The following is a 15785-nucleotide window of genomic DNA, read 5'->3' as shown; positions in this document are numbered from 1 at the left end:
CCCGCCCCGGCGGCCCCGGCGGCCCCCGCGCGCCCCGAGCCCGCGTCCGAGCTGAACGGCAGCGCCAGGACCGCCCGGCCGCTGGCCAAGCCCCCGGTCCGCAAGCTCGCCAAGGACCTGGGCATCGCCCTGGAGACGGTCACCCCGAGCGGACCGGACGGGATCATCACCCGCGAGGACGTCCACGCCGCCGCCGAGGCCGTCCAGGCGGTCCAGGAGGCGCCCGTGGCGGCCCCGGCCCCGGCCACCGGGGGCCGCGAGCGTCGGGTGCCGGTGAAGGGCGTGCGGAAGGCCACCGCACAGGCGATGGTCAACAGCGCCTTCACCGCACCGCATGTGACCGAGTTCGTGACGGTCGACGTCACCCGCACGATGAAGCTCGTCGCCGACCTCAAGCAGGACCCGGAGATGGCCGGGCTGCGGGTCAACCCGCTGCTGCTGGTCGCCAAGGCCCTGCTGGTGGCCATCCGGCGCAACCCGGACATCAACGCCACCTGGGACGAGGACAACCAGGAGATCGTCTACAAGGACTACGTCAATCTGGGCATCGCGGCGGCCACACCGCGCGGGCTGATCGTCCCCAACATCAAGGACGCGCATGCCAAGACCCTGCCCGAACTGGCGTCCGCCCTGGGCGAGCTGGTCGCGACCGCACGGGAGGGCAAGACCAGCCCGGCCGCGATGTCCGGCGGCACGGTCACCATCACCAACGTCGGCGTCTTCGGCGTCGACACCGGCACCCCGCTCCTCAACCCCGGGGAGTCCGCGATCCTCGCCTTCGGAGCCGTCAAGCTCCAGCCGTGGGTCCACAAGGGCAAGGTCAAACCGCGTCAGGTGACCACGCTCGCGCTCTCCTTCGACCACCGGCTGGTCGACGGCGAACTGGGCTCCAAGGTGCTCGCGGACGTCGCGGCCGTCCTGGAGCGCCCCAAGCGGCTGATCACCTGGACCTGATTTTCGGCTCGGTTCGCCTCCGGGGCGCAAAAGCCTGTGTCGACGGTCGGCGTGCTCGGTCACTCGTACCTCGCTCCCTGCGCGCGTCTCCCTTTCGACACAGGCGCGCCCCTTCGGCTCACTCGCCATCACAGCGGGGCACCCGAGCGCAATGGGCGTCCATCCCCCGTCCGCATCGCGGACGGGGGATGAGTGCGCATCCATCTTGTATCTATGATGTGCGCATCATGAGTCCCGCCGATACGGCCACCAAGCCGCCCGCTGCCGCCGAACGCGTCTACCACCACGTCAAACAAGCCGTCCTCGACCGCCGCTACGAGGGCGGCACCCTGCTGAGCGAAGGCGAACTCGCCGACGCCGTCGGGGTCTCCCGCACACCCGTCCGGGAGGCCCTGCTGCGCCTGGAGGTCGAGGGGCTGCTCAAGCTCTACCCGAAGAAGGGCGCCCTGGTGCTGCCCGTCTCCGCCCAGGAGATCGCGGACGTGGTCGAGACCCGGCTGCTGGTGGAGCAGCACGCGGTCGTCAAGGTCGTCCCGGCCGGGCCGCAGCTGCTGGGCCGGCTCGAGGAGCTGCTGGAGGAGCAGAAGCTGCACGCGGCGGCCGGGGACCTGGCCGCCTTCGCGGTCACCGACCGCTGCTTCCACGTGGAGATCGTCCGGGCGGCCGGAAACAGCATCCTGGCGCACCTGTACGACCAGCTGAGGGACCGCCAGCTGCGGATGGGCGTGGCCACCATGCACGCCGAACCCGACCGCATCGCCAAGAACATCACCGAGCACACGGAGATCCTCCAGGCGCTGCGCGCCGGGGACGCCGCGTTCGCCTCCGGCCTGGTGCAGCGCCACATCAGCTGGGTGAACAACCTCGCCCGGGGTGAGGTGCGATGACCTCGGCCCGGTTGCCCGGGGACCCGCCCGGCGGCCGTCGGGCCGTCGCCGTATGGGGCCTGGGCGTCGCCGTCTACTTCGTCGCCATCACCTATCGCACCAGCCTCGGCGTCGCCGGTATCGACGCCGCCGAGCGCTTCCACGTCAACGCCTCCGCGCTGTCCACCTTCTCCATCCTGCAGGTGCTGGTCTACGCCGGGATGCAGATACCGGTCGGACTCATGGTCGACCGTCTCGGCACCCGTAAGGTGCTCATGCTCGGCGTGCTGCTCTTCACCCTGGGGCAGTTCGGCTTCGCGCTCTCCCACTCGTACGCCATGGCGCTGTTCTCCCGGGCGCTGCTCGGCTGCGGTGACGCGATGACCTTCATCAGCGTGCTGCGGCTCGGCTCGCGCTGGTTCCCGGCCCGCCGGGGCCCGCTCATCGCCCAGATCGCCGCGCTCTTCGGCATGGCGGGCAACCTCGTCTCCACCCTGGTGATCGCGCGGGCGCTGCACGGCGCCGGCTGGACCGCGACCTTCGCGGGCAGCGCGCTGGGCGGGGTGGCCGTCTTCGTCCTGGTGCTGTTCTTCCTCGAGGACCACCCGAAGGGCTTCGAGCCCGCGCCCGCCGCGCACCGGGGCGGCGGCTACGTCCGCCGGCAGATCGCGGAGGCATGGCGCGAGCCCGGCACCCGGCTCGGCATGTGGGTGCACTTCACCACCCAGTTCCCGGCGATGGTCTTCCTGCTGCTGTGGGGGATGCCGTTCCTGGTCGAGGCGGAGGGGCTGTCCCGCGCGACCGCGGGCCGGCTGCTGACCCTCGTGGTGCTGTCCAACATGGCGGTCGGCCTGGTCTACGGGCAGGTCATCGCCCGGCACCACGCCGCCCGCGCCCCGCTGGCCCTCGGCACGGTCGGCGCCACCGCGCTGCTGTGGGGCACCGTGCTGGTCTGGCCGTCCGACCACGCGCCGATGTGGCTGCTGGTGGTCCTGTGCGTGGTGCTCGGCGCCTGCGGGCCCGCGTCGATGATCGGCTTCGACTTCGCCCGGCCCGCGAATCCGCCGGAGCGGAGCGGCACCGCGTCCGGGATCGTCAACATGGGCGGCTTCACGGCCTCGATGACCACCCTGCTGGCCATCGGCGTCCTGCTGGACCTGACCGGGCACGACTTCCGGATCGCGTTCGCCTCGGTGTTCGTGCTGCAGGCGCTCGGCGTCACCCAGATCCTGCGGCTGCGCGGTCAGGCGCACCGCCGGGAGCGCGAGCGCGTGGTCGCGAGCCGTGTCGAGGCGGTGCACGTACCGGCGTGATCACCAGGGAGCTTCCCGGCGCGACGCTCCGGGGGCGCGTGGGCGCTACGGCACCACCCTCTATGGGCGCGCCTCTATGGGCGCGCCGGGGCGCTACGGCGTGTCCCAGGGGCCCGGGGCGGGCATCACCCTGGCATCACCCGCTACGGGCTCCGGGGCGCCACGGCGCGACGCTCCAGGGGCTCAGGGGCTCAGGGGCTCAGGGGGCTCACGGGGCTCCAGGCGCTCCGGGGCGCTACGGCGTGATCGCGAAGTGCGCGAGGATCGCCTCCGCCAGCTGCTGATCGCCCTCGATCTTCAGCCGGTCCGAGACGGCCTCGGGCCGCACCCGCCCGCAGGCCAGCCGGACGTAGGTCTCCCAGTCCAGGGTGAAGGTGACCGTCGGCCCGAGCGAGACGCTGCCGTCGATGGTCCCCCTGCCGTCCGCGTCGACCCGGACGGTGCGCATGAACTCCAGCGGGCCGCTCACATCGAGGACGACGGCCGAGTGGGGTGCCGCGCCCGCGTCCTTGGCGACCACCTTCGGCAGCGCCGCCAGCAGCACGTCCCGGGTGATCGAGGCGCCCGGCGAGTCCAGGTTGCCGGGCTGGTTCAGGGCCCGGCGCAGATCCTGCTCGTGCACCCAGATGTCGAAGGCCCGCCGGGTCAGGGCCTCCTCCAGGGTCACCTCGCCGCCACCGGGCCAGCGCACCTTGGCGTCCGGGGCCCGCTTCTCGTTCCGCAGCTGGCGGTTGCGCCGGATGACGGTGTACTCCAGCTCGGAGGTCATCTCGGGTGCGGTGTGGCAGCGCCGGACGTCGACCTGGACCTCCATGTACCGCGACAGCTCGCTGGTGACGTGGAACAGGTCCCGCGGCAACGGGTGGATGGGGCGGGGGTCGCCGAGCATCTCGCACTCGAGCCCGATCACATGGGAGACGACATCCCGCACCGACCATCCCGGGCACTCGGTGGCGCGGTTCCACTCACTCTCCGCGAGCGGGTTGACCAACTCCGATATCGCGTCGATGGAGTGGGTCCAGGCGTCGATGGAGTTCTGAAGGCTGGGATGGACGGTCACGGGACCCCTCGGGCGGTTGGTACGCGGGCTGGGTGCTGGTGTGTGCGTTCAAGTTACGCTGCCCACGAGCGCACGGGCAGTGCTTTCGGGTCTGATCGTAGGCCCGGATCGGCGGTCAGCGGCCTGCCGGCGGTGGTAGTGTGCGCCCGCCTCGCCCTCATGACGGGACAAAACCGGACGCGTCCGTCAAAATCCCTTCAGGGGGTGGCGGGAATGGCATGACCGGAACTGATGTTTGATGGGGGTATGGCTCCACGTGCACGCGTCCGCGCCCCCGAGCTGATCGGCCGGGGCGGCTGGCTCAATACCGGCGGTAACGCCCTCACCCTCGCCGACCTGCGGGGACGTGTCGTCATTCTCGACTTCTGGACGTTCTGTTGTGTGAACTGTCTGCACGTCCTGGACGAGCTGCGCGAGCTGGAGGAGAAGCACCGCGACACCGTGGTGATCATCGGGGTGCACTCGCCGAAGTTCGTCCACGAGGCCGAGCACCAGGCGGTCGTGGACGCGGTCGAGCGCTACGAGGTGCACCACCCGGTCCTCGACGACCCCGAGCTGGCCACCTGGAAGAGTTACGCGGTACGGGCCTGGCCCACCCTGGTCGTCATCGACCCCGAGGGCTATGTGGTCGCCCAGCACGCGGGCGAGGGCCACGCGCACGCCCTGGAGACCCTCGTGGGGCAGCTGGAGGCCGAGCACGCCGCCAAGGGCACCCTGCGGCGCGGCGACGGCCCGTATGTGCCCCCCGAGCCGGTCCCCACCGAGCTGCGCTTCCCCGGTAAGGCGCTGCTGCTGCCCGGCGGCACCTTCCTGGTCTCGGACACCACCCGCCACCAGCTGGTGGAGCTGGCGGCGGACGGCGAGAGCGTGGTGCGGCGGATCGGCGCGGGCGAGCGCGGCCTCATCGACGGCACGGGCGAGCTGGCCCGGTTCAGCGAGCCCCAGGGGCTCGCCCTGCTCCCCGACGGCACCGTGGCCGTCGCCGACACCGTCAACCACGCGCTGCGCCGCTACGACCCGGCCACCGGCGAGGTCACCACGCTCGCCGGGACCGGCCGCCAGTGGTGGCAGGGGGCACCGGCCGAGGGGCCCGCCCGGGAGGTGGACCTGTCCTCCCCCTGGGACGTGGCCTGGTTCGCCGACCGGCTGTGGATCGCCATGGCGGGCGTCCACCAGCTGTGGACCTACGACCCGGCGGCCGGGACCGTACGGGCCGCCGCCGGGACCACCAACGAGGGCCTGGTCGACGGCCCCGCCGAGGAGGCGTGGTTCGCCCAGCCTTCCGGGCTCGCCGCGGCCGGCGACCGGCTGTGGGTCGCGGACTCGGAGACGTCCGCGGTGCGGTACGTGGAGCGCGCCGGTGACGGCGGTACGGACGACGGGTTCGCCGTCCGTACCGCCGTCGGCACCGGACTCTTCGATTTCGGCCACCGGGACGGCGCCGCCGGCCAGGCGCTGCTCCAGCATCCGCTGGGCGTCACCGCGCTGCCCGACGGCTCGGTGGCGATCTCGGACACCTACAACCACGCGCTGCGCCGCTACGACCCGGCCACCGGCGAGGTCACCACGCTCGCCACCGATCTGCGCGAGCCCTCCGGCGCGGTCCTGGCCGACGACGACATCGTCGTGGTGGAGTCCGCCCGGCACCGGCTGACCCGGCTGCGGCTGCCGGAGGAGGCCGTGCGGGTCGAGGCGGTGGCACACCGCACCCAGCGCGCCGCGACCGACATCGCCCCGGGGACGCTCCGGCTGGACGTGGTCTTCCGGGCGCCCGACGGGCAGAAGCTGGACACCCGCTACGGACCCTCCACCCGGCTGCTGGTCAGCTCCACCCCGCCCGAACTGCTGGCCGGAGGCGACGGCGCGGGCACGGACCTGAGCCGCGAACTCGTCCTCGCGCAGGGCGTGACCGAGGGCGTGCTGCACGTCTCGGCCATGGCCGCATCCTGCGACGACGACCCGGCCAACGCGTACCCGGCGTGCCATGTGCACCAGCAGGACTGGGGCGTCCCGGTGCGGGTCGCCGAGGGCGGCGCGACCCGGCTGCCGCTGGTGCTCGCCGGGATGGACGCGTAGGCCCTGACGGCGTCTGGCGGCCTGGCGGACTGGCGGCCCAGCGGTACGTACGCCCCGCCGCCTTGACCACCCCCAGCAGCGCCACCACCAGCTCCACGGACCGGTCCATCAGCACGGCCACCGGCGGTGCCGTGCGGACAGGACGGCGGTGCCGCGCGGACAGTACGGCGGTGCCGCGCGGACATGATGAGACGGCCCCCGCCGAAGCGGGGGCCGTCCGGGGGCAGGCAGCCGGGGGGAGACGGCTACCTGTCCGGCTCAGTGGCCCGGGGCCGGGCGATTCGTACGGCCCCGGGCCGGGCCGTCCATCCGACCCGGCGACGAGCGGCTCCCGGGCCGGGCGGTCGGCGGAGCGGAAGGCCACGCGGGCGCCGGAGCGCCGGGGCGGGGGTGACGGGCGGTCACCAGAGCAGGGCGTCGGAGGCGTCGCTCTGCCAGTAGCCGACCTCGGCCCCGTCGCCGACCTCCACCGCGTCGCCCGGCAGATCGACGGTGTGGCGGCTCTGCCCACCGGGGAGCGCCACGGTCATCCCGGCGGCGGTCCGGCCACCGCCGGCCGGGACGTTCGCCGCGGAGCTGGTGAGGCCCGCGTAACCGCTCTCGCCGGGGGCCAGCGTGACGGCCGTCTGCGGCCGGGTGTTCCCGTCCGCCGGTACGGCCGACCGCGCGTCGCCGAACCGCACCACGGGGAAGCCGGTGAGGCGGCAGGGCGCTCCGGACTGGTTGGTGATCTCCATCAGCAGGTGGTTGGCCGGCTGGGGGACGGAGGTGACGCTGACCGACATCGTGTCGAGGTCGCAGGCGCCGGGCTCCTCCCCGGTGCCGCCGTCGGCCCGCAGGCCGCCCTGGGCCCCGGCGTCGGCGCCGCCGTCCGCCACCGTGCCCCGCGCGGCCTGCCGGGTGCCGTCCTCATGGGCGGTGGGGACGGCCGCGGCCACGCTGTCCGCCGCGCCGGCCGTCTTCACGCCCGACGCGTCGGCGGTGCCGCACGCCGCGAGGGTGATGCCCGCGGCGACGACCGTCAGTCCGGCCGCGACCGAGCGCAGGGTGCCGGCGCGGTGCGCGATGCGAGCGGTGGTGAGCGGCATGGCGGTTCTCCCCCCAGCGGACCTTCGGGTGTCTTCCGGTACGGCTCAAGCCTGTCCGGACCCGCTGCCGTTCGGCTGGTGAACCGCTGCCGCCCCGCTAACGCCCCGCTAACGCCCCCTTGTTCACGATTGGTCGGGCCCCTGTGGCGGCTCGCCGGAGGGCAGGCCGGACGCCCCGCCGGGGCCGTCGCCCCGTCCGCTCCCGTCGCCCTGGGCGAAGAGCTTCACCAGGTCGCTCATGACGTAGCGGTTGGTGGCCTCCTCGTCCAGCAGGTGCATCTCCGCGAGCCGGTCCAGGGAGTCCTGGATCAGCTCCGGATCCGCCCCCGACAGCGCGGCCGCCTCGGCGGTGTTGACCTCCCGCGCGAACCCGGCGCCCAGGGCCCGCAGCAGCTGCGCGTCGTCCGCCGAGAGCCGGGCCACGGAGTTGCGCAGCGCGGCGGCCACCCCGGTGTCCTCGGCCGACAGCAGGGCCAGCCGGCGGCGCTCGTCGCGCAGCGCGGTGGCCAGCCGGGCCAGCCGCCAGCGGGGCCGGGCCACCAGCTGGGCGGAGGCGGCGCGCAGCGCCAGCGGCAGCCCGTCGCACAGCGCCACCAGCTCCCGTGCGGCCTCCGGGTCCTCGGCGACCCGCGCGGGCCCCAGCAGGGTGCCCAGCAGGCCCACCCCGTCCTCGGTGCCGAGGGCGTGCAGCCGTACCGGGCGGGCGGCGTCGGTGGCGATCAGCCCGTCCAGCCGGCTGCGGCTGGTGACCAGCGTGGCGCAGTGCGGGCCGCCGGGCAGCAGTGGCCGTACCTGGGCGGAGCTGCCCGCGTTGTCCAGCACGACCAGCAGCCGGCGGCGCGTGGTCAGCGAGCGGTACAGCGCGGAGGCGGCCTCGGGGGAGGTGGGGATCTGCTCGGCCGGGGTGCCCAGGGCGAGCAGGAACTCGCGCAGCACCTCGGCGGGCACCGCCGCCTCGCCGCCGCTGAAGCCGCGCAGATCCGCGAAGAGCCGTCCGTCGGGGAAGGCGGTGGCGTGGGCATGGCCCCAGTGGACCGCCAGACCGGTCTTGCCGACCCCGGCGGGCCCGGTGAGCAGCGCGATACCGCCCTCCTGGGGATAGCCGCCGGTGCCGCCGGCCGCGCCACCCTGGCCCGCTGCGTCGGTGCCCAGGGCCAGCCGGCTCAGCTCGGCCAGTTCCGCGACCCGGCCGTGGAAGCCCGCGGGGGGCCGGGGGAGCAGCTCGGGGACGGGCGCGGGGGCCGAGGCCGCCGCGGACGGCTGGTGCGAGGGGGTGGGCGGCGCCTGCTGGACGCCCGGCTGCCCCCCGCTCTCCGGGCCGCCCTGCGGCCCGTCGGCGGTGGGGGCCGCCCGCAGGATCTCCTGGTACGCGGCGGTCAGCCGCTGGCCCGGATCGACCCCCAGGTCGTCGTCGAGCAGCTGCCGGGTGCGGTGGAACCAGGCGATGGCGTCGGACTGCCGCCCGGAGCGGTAGAGCGCCAGCATCAGGGCGGCGATCAGCCCCTCGCGCAGCGGGTTGGCGACGGCGGCGGGGTGCAGGACGCGCACCGCCTGCTCGTGCTCGCCCAGGCCCTCGTGCGCCCGTGCCAGGGCCTCCACGGCGCTCAGCCGCCGCTCCTCCAGGGCGTGCGCGGCCGCCGCGAACGGCGGGCTGGCCACGGTCCCGGTGAGCGCCGGGCCGCGCCACAGGCCGAGCGCCTGGTTCAGCAGCTGGACGGCCTCGCCGGGGGCGGACTCCGGGCTGGCCTGGGCGGTCAGCTGGTCGAAGCGCTGGGTGTCGATCAGGGCCTCGGGTATCCGCAGCAGATAGGCGGAGCTGTGGGTGGTCAGCTCCACGCCGTGGTCCTCGGCGCCGCCCTCGGCCAGGGCGGCGCGCAGCCGTGAGACATGGCCCTGGATGACGGTCCGGGCGTGGGCGGGCGGCTCGTCCTCCCACAGGCTGGATATCAACTGTTCCACGGACACCGTGGCGTTGGGGCGCAGCAGCAGCATGGCGAGCACGCTGCGCCGTTTGGCGGGGCCGAGCGGGAGCTCGACGGGCGCCGCCGACGGCCCGGTGGTGACGGTCACCGGACCCAGCAGGGAGAAGTCCAACTCAAGCCCCCAGAAACGCGTGCAGTGCCTTGGCCAGCAGCCGGGGGTCCTGTGCTCCGCACAGTTCCCGGGCCGAGTGCATGGACAGGATGGCGATGCCGATGTCGACAGTGGCGATGCCGTGCCGGGCGGCGGTGATCGGGCCGATCGTGGTGCCGCACGGCATCGAGTTATGGGAGACGAAGCTCTGCCAGGGCACTCCGGCGCGCTCGCAGGCGGCGGCGAAGACGGCCCGCCCGGCGCCGTCGGTGGCGTACCGCTGGTTGACGTTGACCTTGAGGATCGGGCCGCCGTTGGGCCGGGGGTGGTGGCCCGGCTCGTGGCGCTCGGCGTAGTTGGGGTGGACGGCGTGGCCGGTGTCGGAGGACAGGCAGACGGTGCCGGCGAAGGCGCGGGCCCGGTCCTCGTAGGTGCCGCCGCGGGCGAAGACCGAGCGCTCCAGCACCGTGCCGAGCAGCGGGCCGTCGGCGCCGGTGTCGGACTGGCTGCCGTTTTCCTCGTGGTCGAAGGCGGCCAGCACGGGGATGTACGGCAGCTCGCCGTGGGTGGCGGCGATGAGCGCGGCCGTCCCGGCGTGCACGGACACCAGGTTGTCCATCCGGGGCCCGGCGACCAGCTCGCGGTCCCGGCCGAGGTAGGCGGGCGGCTCGACGCTGTGCGTCATCAGGTCCCAGCCGGCGATCTCGTCGGCCGCGACACCGGTCTCCTCGGCGACGAAGCGGATCAGATCGCCCTCCTCGACGCCGCCGAGCCCCCAGACGGGCGTCATGTGGCGCTGCTTGTCGAGCTTGAGGCCCTCGGTGTTGACGGACCGGTCGAGGTGCACGGCGAGCTGGGGGACCCTCAGCAGCGGCCGGTCCACGGTGACGAGATGGTGGGTGCCGTCCCTGAGGGTGAGCCGGCCGGAAATCCCGAGGTCGCGGTCGAGCCAGGTGTTGAGCAGCACCCCGCCGTAGATCTCGACGGCGATCTGTCTCCAGCCGTGCGCACCGGTGTCGGGGATCGGCTTGACCCGCAGATTGGGAGAGTCGGTGTGAGCGCCGACAATGCGGTACGGAGTGGCGGGGCTCGCTCCGTCCGGTACGTACCAGGCGATGATCGCGCCGCCGCGCAGCACGAACCGTCCGCCGGCCTCACCGTCCCAGGGGGCGGTTTCCTCGACCTGCCGGAACCCGGCCTTCTCCAGCCGCTCCGCGGCGTTCGCCACCGCGTGGTACGGCGAGGGGCTGGCGCGGAGGAAGGACATCAGGTCGTCGGTGTGGCCGCGGTCGATGCCGGGATGTGCGCTCATGTACTCAGCATAGATTCGTCACGGGCCGGCTCGTCCTGGTGCGGGCCGCGGCGGCCGTCTGTGGGGTCGCGTTGATCCAATCTGATGAAAGGTCGTCAGGTAAGGCGAGAAGTCGGGAGAATCGGTCGATATTCCCCGTGACCGAGCAACGCCGCACTGAGTCGTACTCGAGGGGATACCGGATGCGCGTTCTTCGACACCTGCTTGTCGTCCTGGGATCGCTGCTGCTGCTGTGCGGCGGCGGGCCGGCCGTGGCGCAGCCCGTCACGGACCTCGCCGCGGGGCTCGCCCCCGTGGCCGCCCCGGAGCCGGCAGCCGCGCCCTCGTCCGCTCCGCGTCCGGAGGGCGGCGCGGACGGTGAGGGCAAGGGTCATCCTCCCTGTCCCACCACGGACCGCATCGGGGGGACCAGTACCGCACCCAATCCTCCGCGGGAGCGCTACTACCAGGGTGACTGGCGGCTCGGCCCCGCCCAGCTCCCCCGCGGCGGCGCGATCGGGCGGATGCTCGAAGGCTACGAACGGCTCGACCACTTCCCCTCCGCCTCCGCGTTCCTCGCCTGCTACTGGGACGAGGCGACGAACGGCTGGTGGTACCCGTACCCGGACGGCTGGAACCTGCTCAACGGGACGCCGCTGCACACCACGATCAGGCTGAAGGCCGGTCAGCGGGTCGATCTCTTCGGCAGTGGTTTCGGCCACTTCCTCGCCCCGGCAGGCACGCCCTACGCGGAGCGCGCGCTGCCGCCCAGCAACCTCGACACCTACGATCCGGCGTATCCCCACGGCTATCACCTCTACGAGGTCACCCAGCCCTTCCTGGTCGAGGCCGGCCCCATCCGGCCCTGGTTCGGGCAACCCGGCGGCGGGATCCAGTATCTGACCGGTCCTTCGATCCCCCAGCTGGTGGCGGCCGGTAATCTGCGTCCGCTCAACTGAGGGCGGATGCTGGACCGGTGGACAGAGCGGAACTCCTCAGGACCCTCCGCGACGAGCGGGTGCCGGAGGCGCTGTACGACCTCCCGGGAGTGCGGGACATCCAGGTCCAGCCCGACGCCTACTACTTCCTGCGGCCCGCCCCGGACGGCGGCTGGGAGACCGGGCTGCGGGAGCGCTCCCGGGACCGGGACACCAGCCGGTTCGCCACGGAGGACGAGGCGTGCCGGGATCTGCTGGCGAAGCTCAGGGCCCGCCCGCGCCCGCCGGAGGGCCGGGCCGGGACGGTCGAGGAGTACCTGGCGCGGGGTGAGGAGCTCCGGCGGCGGGCCCGGGAGGAGGTCGAGCGGGCCCTGCGGGAGCGGCCGCCCGGTGAGCGGGAGCGATGACGGCGGGCACAGCGGACCCGGGGGCCGGCCGCCCCGCTGGAGGAGGGGACGGCCGGCCCCCGGGCCGGACGAGGGAGGAGCCTGAAGACCCCTCAGAACGCCGACTCGTCGAGGTCCATCAGCCCCTTGTCGACCGACTCGGCCAGCGAGCGCTGCACCGAGACGCCCGGCAGCACCTCGTGGGCGAAGAACTTCGCGGCGGCGATCTTGCCCGCGTAGAAGGACCGGTCCTTCGCGGAGGCGGTGCCCAGCTTCTCGGCGGCGACGGCCGCGCCCTTGAGGAGCAGATAGCCGATGATCACATCGCCGGAGGCCAGCAGCAGCCGGGTGGAGTTGAGACCGACCTTGTAGATCGAGCTGATGTCCTGCTCGGTGGCGGCCAGGTCGGTGAGCATCGCACCGACGATCGCCTCCAGGTCCACCGCGGCGCGGGCCAGCTGGTCGCGGGCGGCCTCCAGCTCCTCGCCGCCGGCGGCCTCGGCCAGGAACTTCTTGATCTCCTCGGAGATCGCGGTCAGCGCCTGGCCCTGGTCCCGGACGATCTTGCGGAAGAAGTAGTCCTGGCCCTGGATGGCGGTGGTGCCCTCGTAGAGCGTGTCGATCTTGGCGTCCCGGATGTACTGCTCCAGCGGGTACTCCTGGAGGTAGCCGGAGCCGCCGATGGTCTGGAGGGACTGCGCCAGCTGCTCGTACGCCTTCTCCGAGCCGTAGCCCTTGACGATCGGCAGCAGCAGGTCGTTGAGGCGGCTGAGGGCGGTGGCGTCCTCGCCCGCGGCCTCCTTGACCATGATCGCGTCCTGGACGGAGGCGGTGTAGAGGACCAGCGCGCGCAGGCCCTCCGCGTACGCCTTCTGCGTCATCAGCGAGCGACGCACGTCCGGGTGGTGGGTGATGGTGACGCGCGGGGCGGTCTTGTCGGTGAAGGCCGCCAGGTCCGGGCCCTGCACCCGCTCCTTGGCGTACTCCAGCGCGTTGAGGTAGCCGGTGGAGAGGGTGGCCATGGCCTTGGTGCCGACCATCATCCGGGCGAACTCGATGATCTTGAACATCTGCCGGATGCCGTCGTGCTTCTCGCCCAGCAGCCAGCCCTTGGCCGGGTGGTCGGCGCCGAAGGTCAGCTCGCAGGTGTTGGAGACCCGCAGGCCCATCTTGTGCTCGACGTTGGTGGCGTAGACGCCGTTGCGCGCTCCCAGCTCACCGGTGTCCCAGTCGAAGTCGTACTTGGGGACGATGAAGAGCGACAGCCCCTTGGTGCCGGGGCCGGCGCCCTCGGGCCGGGCCAGCACGAAGTGGATGATGTTGTCGGAGAGGTCGTGCTCACCGGAGGTGATGAACCGCTTCACACCCTCGATGTGCCAGCTGCCGTCCTCCTGCTGGACCGCCTTGGTGCGGCCCGCGCCGACGTCGGACCCCGCGTCCGGCTCGGTCAGCACCATGGTGGAGCCCCACTGCCGCTCCACCATCCGCTCGGCGATCTTCTGCTGCTCCTCGTTGCCCTCCTCGTGGAGGACCCCCGCGAAGGACGGACCCGAGGCGTACATCCAGACCGGGGCGTTGGAGCCGAGGATCGTCTCGGCCGAGGCCCACAGCAGCGAGCGGGGGCAGACCGTGCCGCCGAGCGACTCCGGCACGCCGAGCCGCCACCACTCGGCCTCCATGTAGGCCCGGTAGCTCTTCTTGAAGGACTCCGGGAGCGGCGCCGTGTGGGTGGCGGGGTCGAAGACGGGCGGGTTGCGGTCGGCGTCGGCGTAGCTCTCGGCCAGCTCGTGCTCGGAGAGCCGGGCTATCTCGGCGAGCACGCTCTTGGCGGTCTCGACGTCCATCTCCGCGAACGGGCCGGTGCCGTACACCGTGTCGCGTCCGAGCACCTCGAACAGGTTGAACTCGATGTCGCGGAGATTCGACTTGTAGTGCCCCATGGCGACGGCTCCGTAAGGATCGGGAGGCAGGGACCTCTGCGTTGACGCGTGTCAGATCAGCTGTCGACATGATGCTACCCGTGGGTAATAAAGGGCAACCCTCAACCGGGCAACTGTGACTCAGTACGCTTCTGCGCATGTACGGCTACGACCAGAACGCGAGCGCAGGGCAGGGTTACGCCGCTCCGCCACCTCCGCCGCAACAGCAGCCGCATGCGTCACATCACGCGCAGGCGGGTGCGGGCTACGGCCAGCAGCCGCTCTACCCGGAGCCCTCACCGCCGTCGCTCGCCGACGCGGTGCGCGCCTTCACCACCGGTTCGATGTCGGCCGAGGACTTCCAGCAGATCTTCGCGGGGTCGAAGGTCTACTGCCCGCGCGGCGACAACCCCGGCTTCCTGGCGCTGCACAACACCCAGCAGCCGGTGATCCCCATGTTCACCTCCCTCAAGGAGCTGCGGAGGTACGCGGGCAAGGAGTCCAAGTACTTCGTGATCACCGGGGCCGAGGTGATCGACCTGCTGCCCACCGGCTACGGCTTCGTCCTCGACATGGAGGGCGAGCACCGGATCGTCTTCGACGCGAAGGCGGTGGAGCAGATGGTGGACTTCGCCATGAGGCGTATGTACGGGTAGGCCGGGCGGGGAGGGAAAGCCCTTTAAGCCCGATAGGCCCGGTAGGCCGGATGGGTCCGGTGGATCCGACGGCTTCTTGATGTCGCCGCTCGCCTCGCGGGGTGCTCGCGCGAGGCGAGGGTCCTCTTGCGGGTCGTTCACCGTTCAATTAAGTTGAACGGTGAACGACCTAGGAGGCCGTCATGCCCGCAGTGACCGTAGAGAACCCTCTGACCCTGCCGCGCGTCGCGGCACCCACCGAGGCACGGCAGCGCCCCGCGCTCGCCGTCACCACCGCTCCCAGCGGCCTCGAGGGCGAGGGCTTCCCGGTGCGCCGGGCGTTCGCCGGAGTCGACTACCGGCACCTGGACCCGTTCATCATGATGGACCAGATGGGCGAGGTGGAGTACGCGCCGGGTGAGCCCAAGGGCACCCCCTGGCACCCCCACCGCGGCTTCGAGACCGTCACCTACCTGATCGACGGCACCTTCGTGCACCAGGACTCGCACGGCGGCGGTGGCACGATCAACGACGGCGACACCCAGTGGATGACGGCCGGCTCCGGGCTGCTGCACATAGAGGCCCCGCCGGAGTCCCTGGTGATGTCCGGCGGCCTCTTCCACGGGCTCCAGCTGTGGGTGAACCTGCCGCGGGAGCACAAGATGATGCCGCCGCGCTACCAGGACATCGGCGGCGCCAAGATCAAGCTGCTCACCTCCGCCGACGGCGGGGCGCTGCTGCGCGTCATCGCCGGCGAGCTGGACGGCCACCAGGGCCCCGGCATCACGCACACCCCGATCACGATGATCCACGCGACGCTGGCGCCGGGCGCGGAGGTCACGCTGCCGTGGCGGGAGGACTTCAACGCCCTGGCGTACGTCCTGGCGGGCCGCGGTGCGGCCGGTGCCGAGCGCCGCCCGGTCCACCTCGGGCAGACCGCCGTCTTCGGTGCCGGGTCCGCGCTGACCGTCCGGGCGGACGAGGAGCAGGACGCGCACACGCCGGACCTGGAGGTCGTCCTCCTCGGCGGCCGGCCGATCCGTGAGCCCATGGCCCACTACGGCCCGTTTGTCATGAACACCAGGGCAGAGCTCCAGCAGGCGTTCGAGGACTTCCAGAAGGGGCGGCTCGGCACGATCCCCACCGTGCACGGAATGTCCGAGGGCGGACTGTAGGACTCGCCGGG

13 protein-coding genes are annotated in these 15785 nt (G+C 72.6%); 8 read left to right on the top strand and 5 right to left on the bottom strand.

The genetic code is table 11. From position 1 onward, the window contains the following. The 3 genes from AXW62_RS02865 to AXW62_RS02855 form a co-directional block, all read left to right on the top strand. On the top strand, positions 1-954 hold a 954-nt coding region (locus AXW62_RS02865; RefSeq protein ID WP_060943082.1), incomplete at its 5' end, for a dihydrolipoamide acetyltransferase family protein. 227 nt (positions 955-1181) lie between these two features. Continuing rightward, positions 1182-1841: a GntR family transcriptional regulator gene (locus AXW62_RS02860; protein WP_060943086.1), complete on the top strand. Its 660-nt coding sequence runs from the start codon at positions 1182-1184 to the stop codon at positions 1839-1841. Next, positions 1838-3133 carry an MFS transporter gene (locus AXW62_RS02855; RefSeq protein ID WP_060943081.1) on the top strand — a complete coding sequence of 432 codons (1296 nt, stop codon included), beginning with the start codon at positions 1838-1840 and terminating at the stop codon, positions 3131-3133. Before AXW62_RS02860 ends, AXW62_RS02855 begins: the two co-directional genes overlap by 4 nt. A gap of 235 nt (positions 3134-3368) precedes the next feature. On the opposite strand, the gene AXW62_RS02850 is transcribed toward AXW62_RS02855, so the two are convergent. Next, the gene (locus AXW62_RS02850; protein ID WP_060943080.1) at positions 3369-4193 is read right to left on the bottom strand and encodes a maleylpyruvate isomerase family mycothiol-dependent enzyme; all 825 of its coding nucleotides are present in this window, start codon (positions 4191-4193) and stop codon (positions 3369-3371) included. 246 nt (positions 4194-4439) lie between these two features. Here AXW62_RS02850 and AXW62_RS02845 point away from each other — a divergent pair, with 246 nt between their 5' ends. Continuing rightward, positions 4440-6269, top strand: a complete 1830-nt coding sequence (locus AXW62_RS02845) for an NHL domain-containing thioredoxin family protein (protein ID WP_060943079.1) — start codon at positions 4440-4442, stop codon at positions 6267-6269. A gap of 401 nt (positions 6270-6670) precedes the next feature. Here AXW62_RS02845 and AXW62_RS02840 read toward each other — a convergent pair whose 3' ends face one another. From AXW62_RS02840 to AXW62_RS02830, 3 genes are all read right to left on the bottom strand, one after another. Further along, a complete protein-coding gene (locus tag AXW62_RS02840; RefSeq protein WP_060943078.1) occupies positions 6671-7357 on the bottom strand; it encodes a DUF4232 domain-containing protein in 687 nt (228 codons plus the stop codon). Between the two features lie 123 nt (positions 7358-7480). Beyond that, a complete protein-coding gene (locus AXW62_RS02835; protein ID WP_060943077.1) occupies positions 7481-9451 on the bottom strand; it encodes an AfsR/SARP family transcriptional regulator in 1971 nt (656 codons plus the stop codon). Position 9452: 1 nt separating this feature from the next. After that, a complete protein-coding gene (locus tag AXW62_RS02830; RefSeq protein WP_030827969.1) occupies positions 9453-10742 on the bottom strand; it encodes a M18 family aminopeptidase in 1290 nt (429 codons plus the stop codon). A 182-nt stretch (positions 10743-10924) separates the two neighbouring features. Here AXW62_RS02830 and AXW62_RS02825 point away from each other — a divergent pair, with 182 nt between their 5' ends. After that, positions 10925-11680: a TNT domain-containing protein gene (locus AXW62_RS02825; RefSeq protein WP_060943076.1), complete on the top strand. Its 756-nt coding sequence runs from the start codon at positions 10925-10927 to the stop codon at positions 11678-11680. A 17-nt stretch (positions 11681-11697) separates the two neighbouring features. Beyond that, on the top strand, positions 11698-12066 hold the full coding sequence (locus AXW62_RS02820; RefSeq protein ID WP_037645688.1) for a hypothetical protein: 369 nt from the start codon (positions 11698-11700) through the stop codon (positions 12064-12066). A 92-nt stretch (positions 12067-12158) separates the two neighbouring features. Here the strand turns inward: AXW62_RS02820 and AXW62_RS02815 are convergent, their stop codons facing one another. After that, positions 12159-13985 (bottom strand): acyl-CoA dehydrogenase, encoded by a 1827-nt coding sequence (locus tag AXW62_RS02815; RefSeq protein ID WP_060943075.1) that lies wholly within the window; start codon positions 13983-13985, stop codon positions 12159-12161. 137 nt (positions 13986-14122) lie between these two features. Between AXW62_RS02815 and AXW62_RS02810 the strand changes: the two genes are divergently transcribed. Beyond that, positions 14123-14620 carry an SseB family protein gene (locus AXW62_RS02810; RefSeq protein ID WP_059143804.1) on the top strand — a complete coding sequence of 166 codons (498 nt, stop codon included), beginning with the start codon at positions 14123-14125 and terminating at the stop codon, positions 14618-14620. Positions 14621-14802: 182 nt separating this feature from the next. Further along, positions 14803-15774, top strand: coding sequence for a pirin family protein (locus tag AXW62_RS02805; RefSeq protein WP_060943074.1), 972 nt, complete (start codon positions 14803-14805; stop codon positions 15772-15774). Positions 15775-15785 lie beyond the last annotated feature (11 nt).

It is taken from the genome of Streptomyces hygroscopicus subsp. hygroscopicus, assembly GCF_001553455.1.
Taxonomy (GTDB): Bacteria; Actinomycetota; Actinomycetes; order Streptomycetales; family Streptomycetaceae; genus Streptomyces; species Streptomyces hygroscopicus.
Note: the sequence above shows the minus strand (reverse complement) of the source record. Positions and strands in the feature narration are given on the sequence as shown.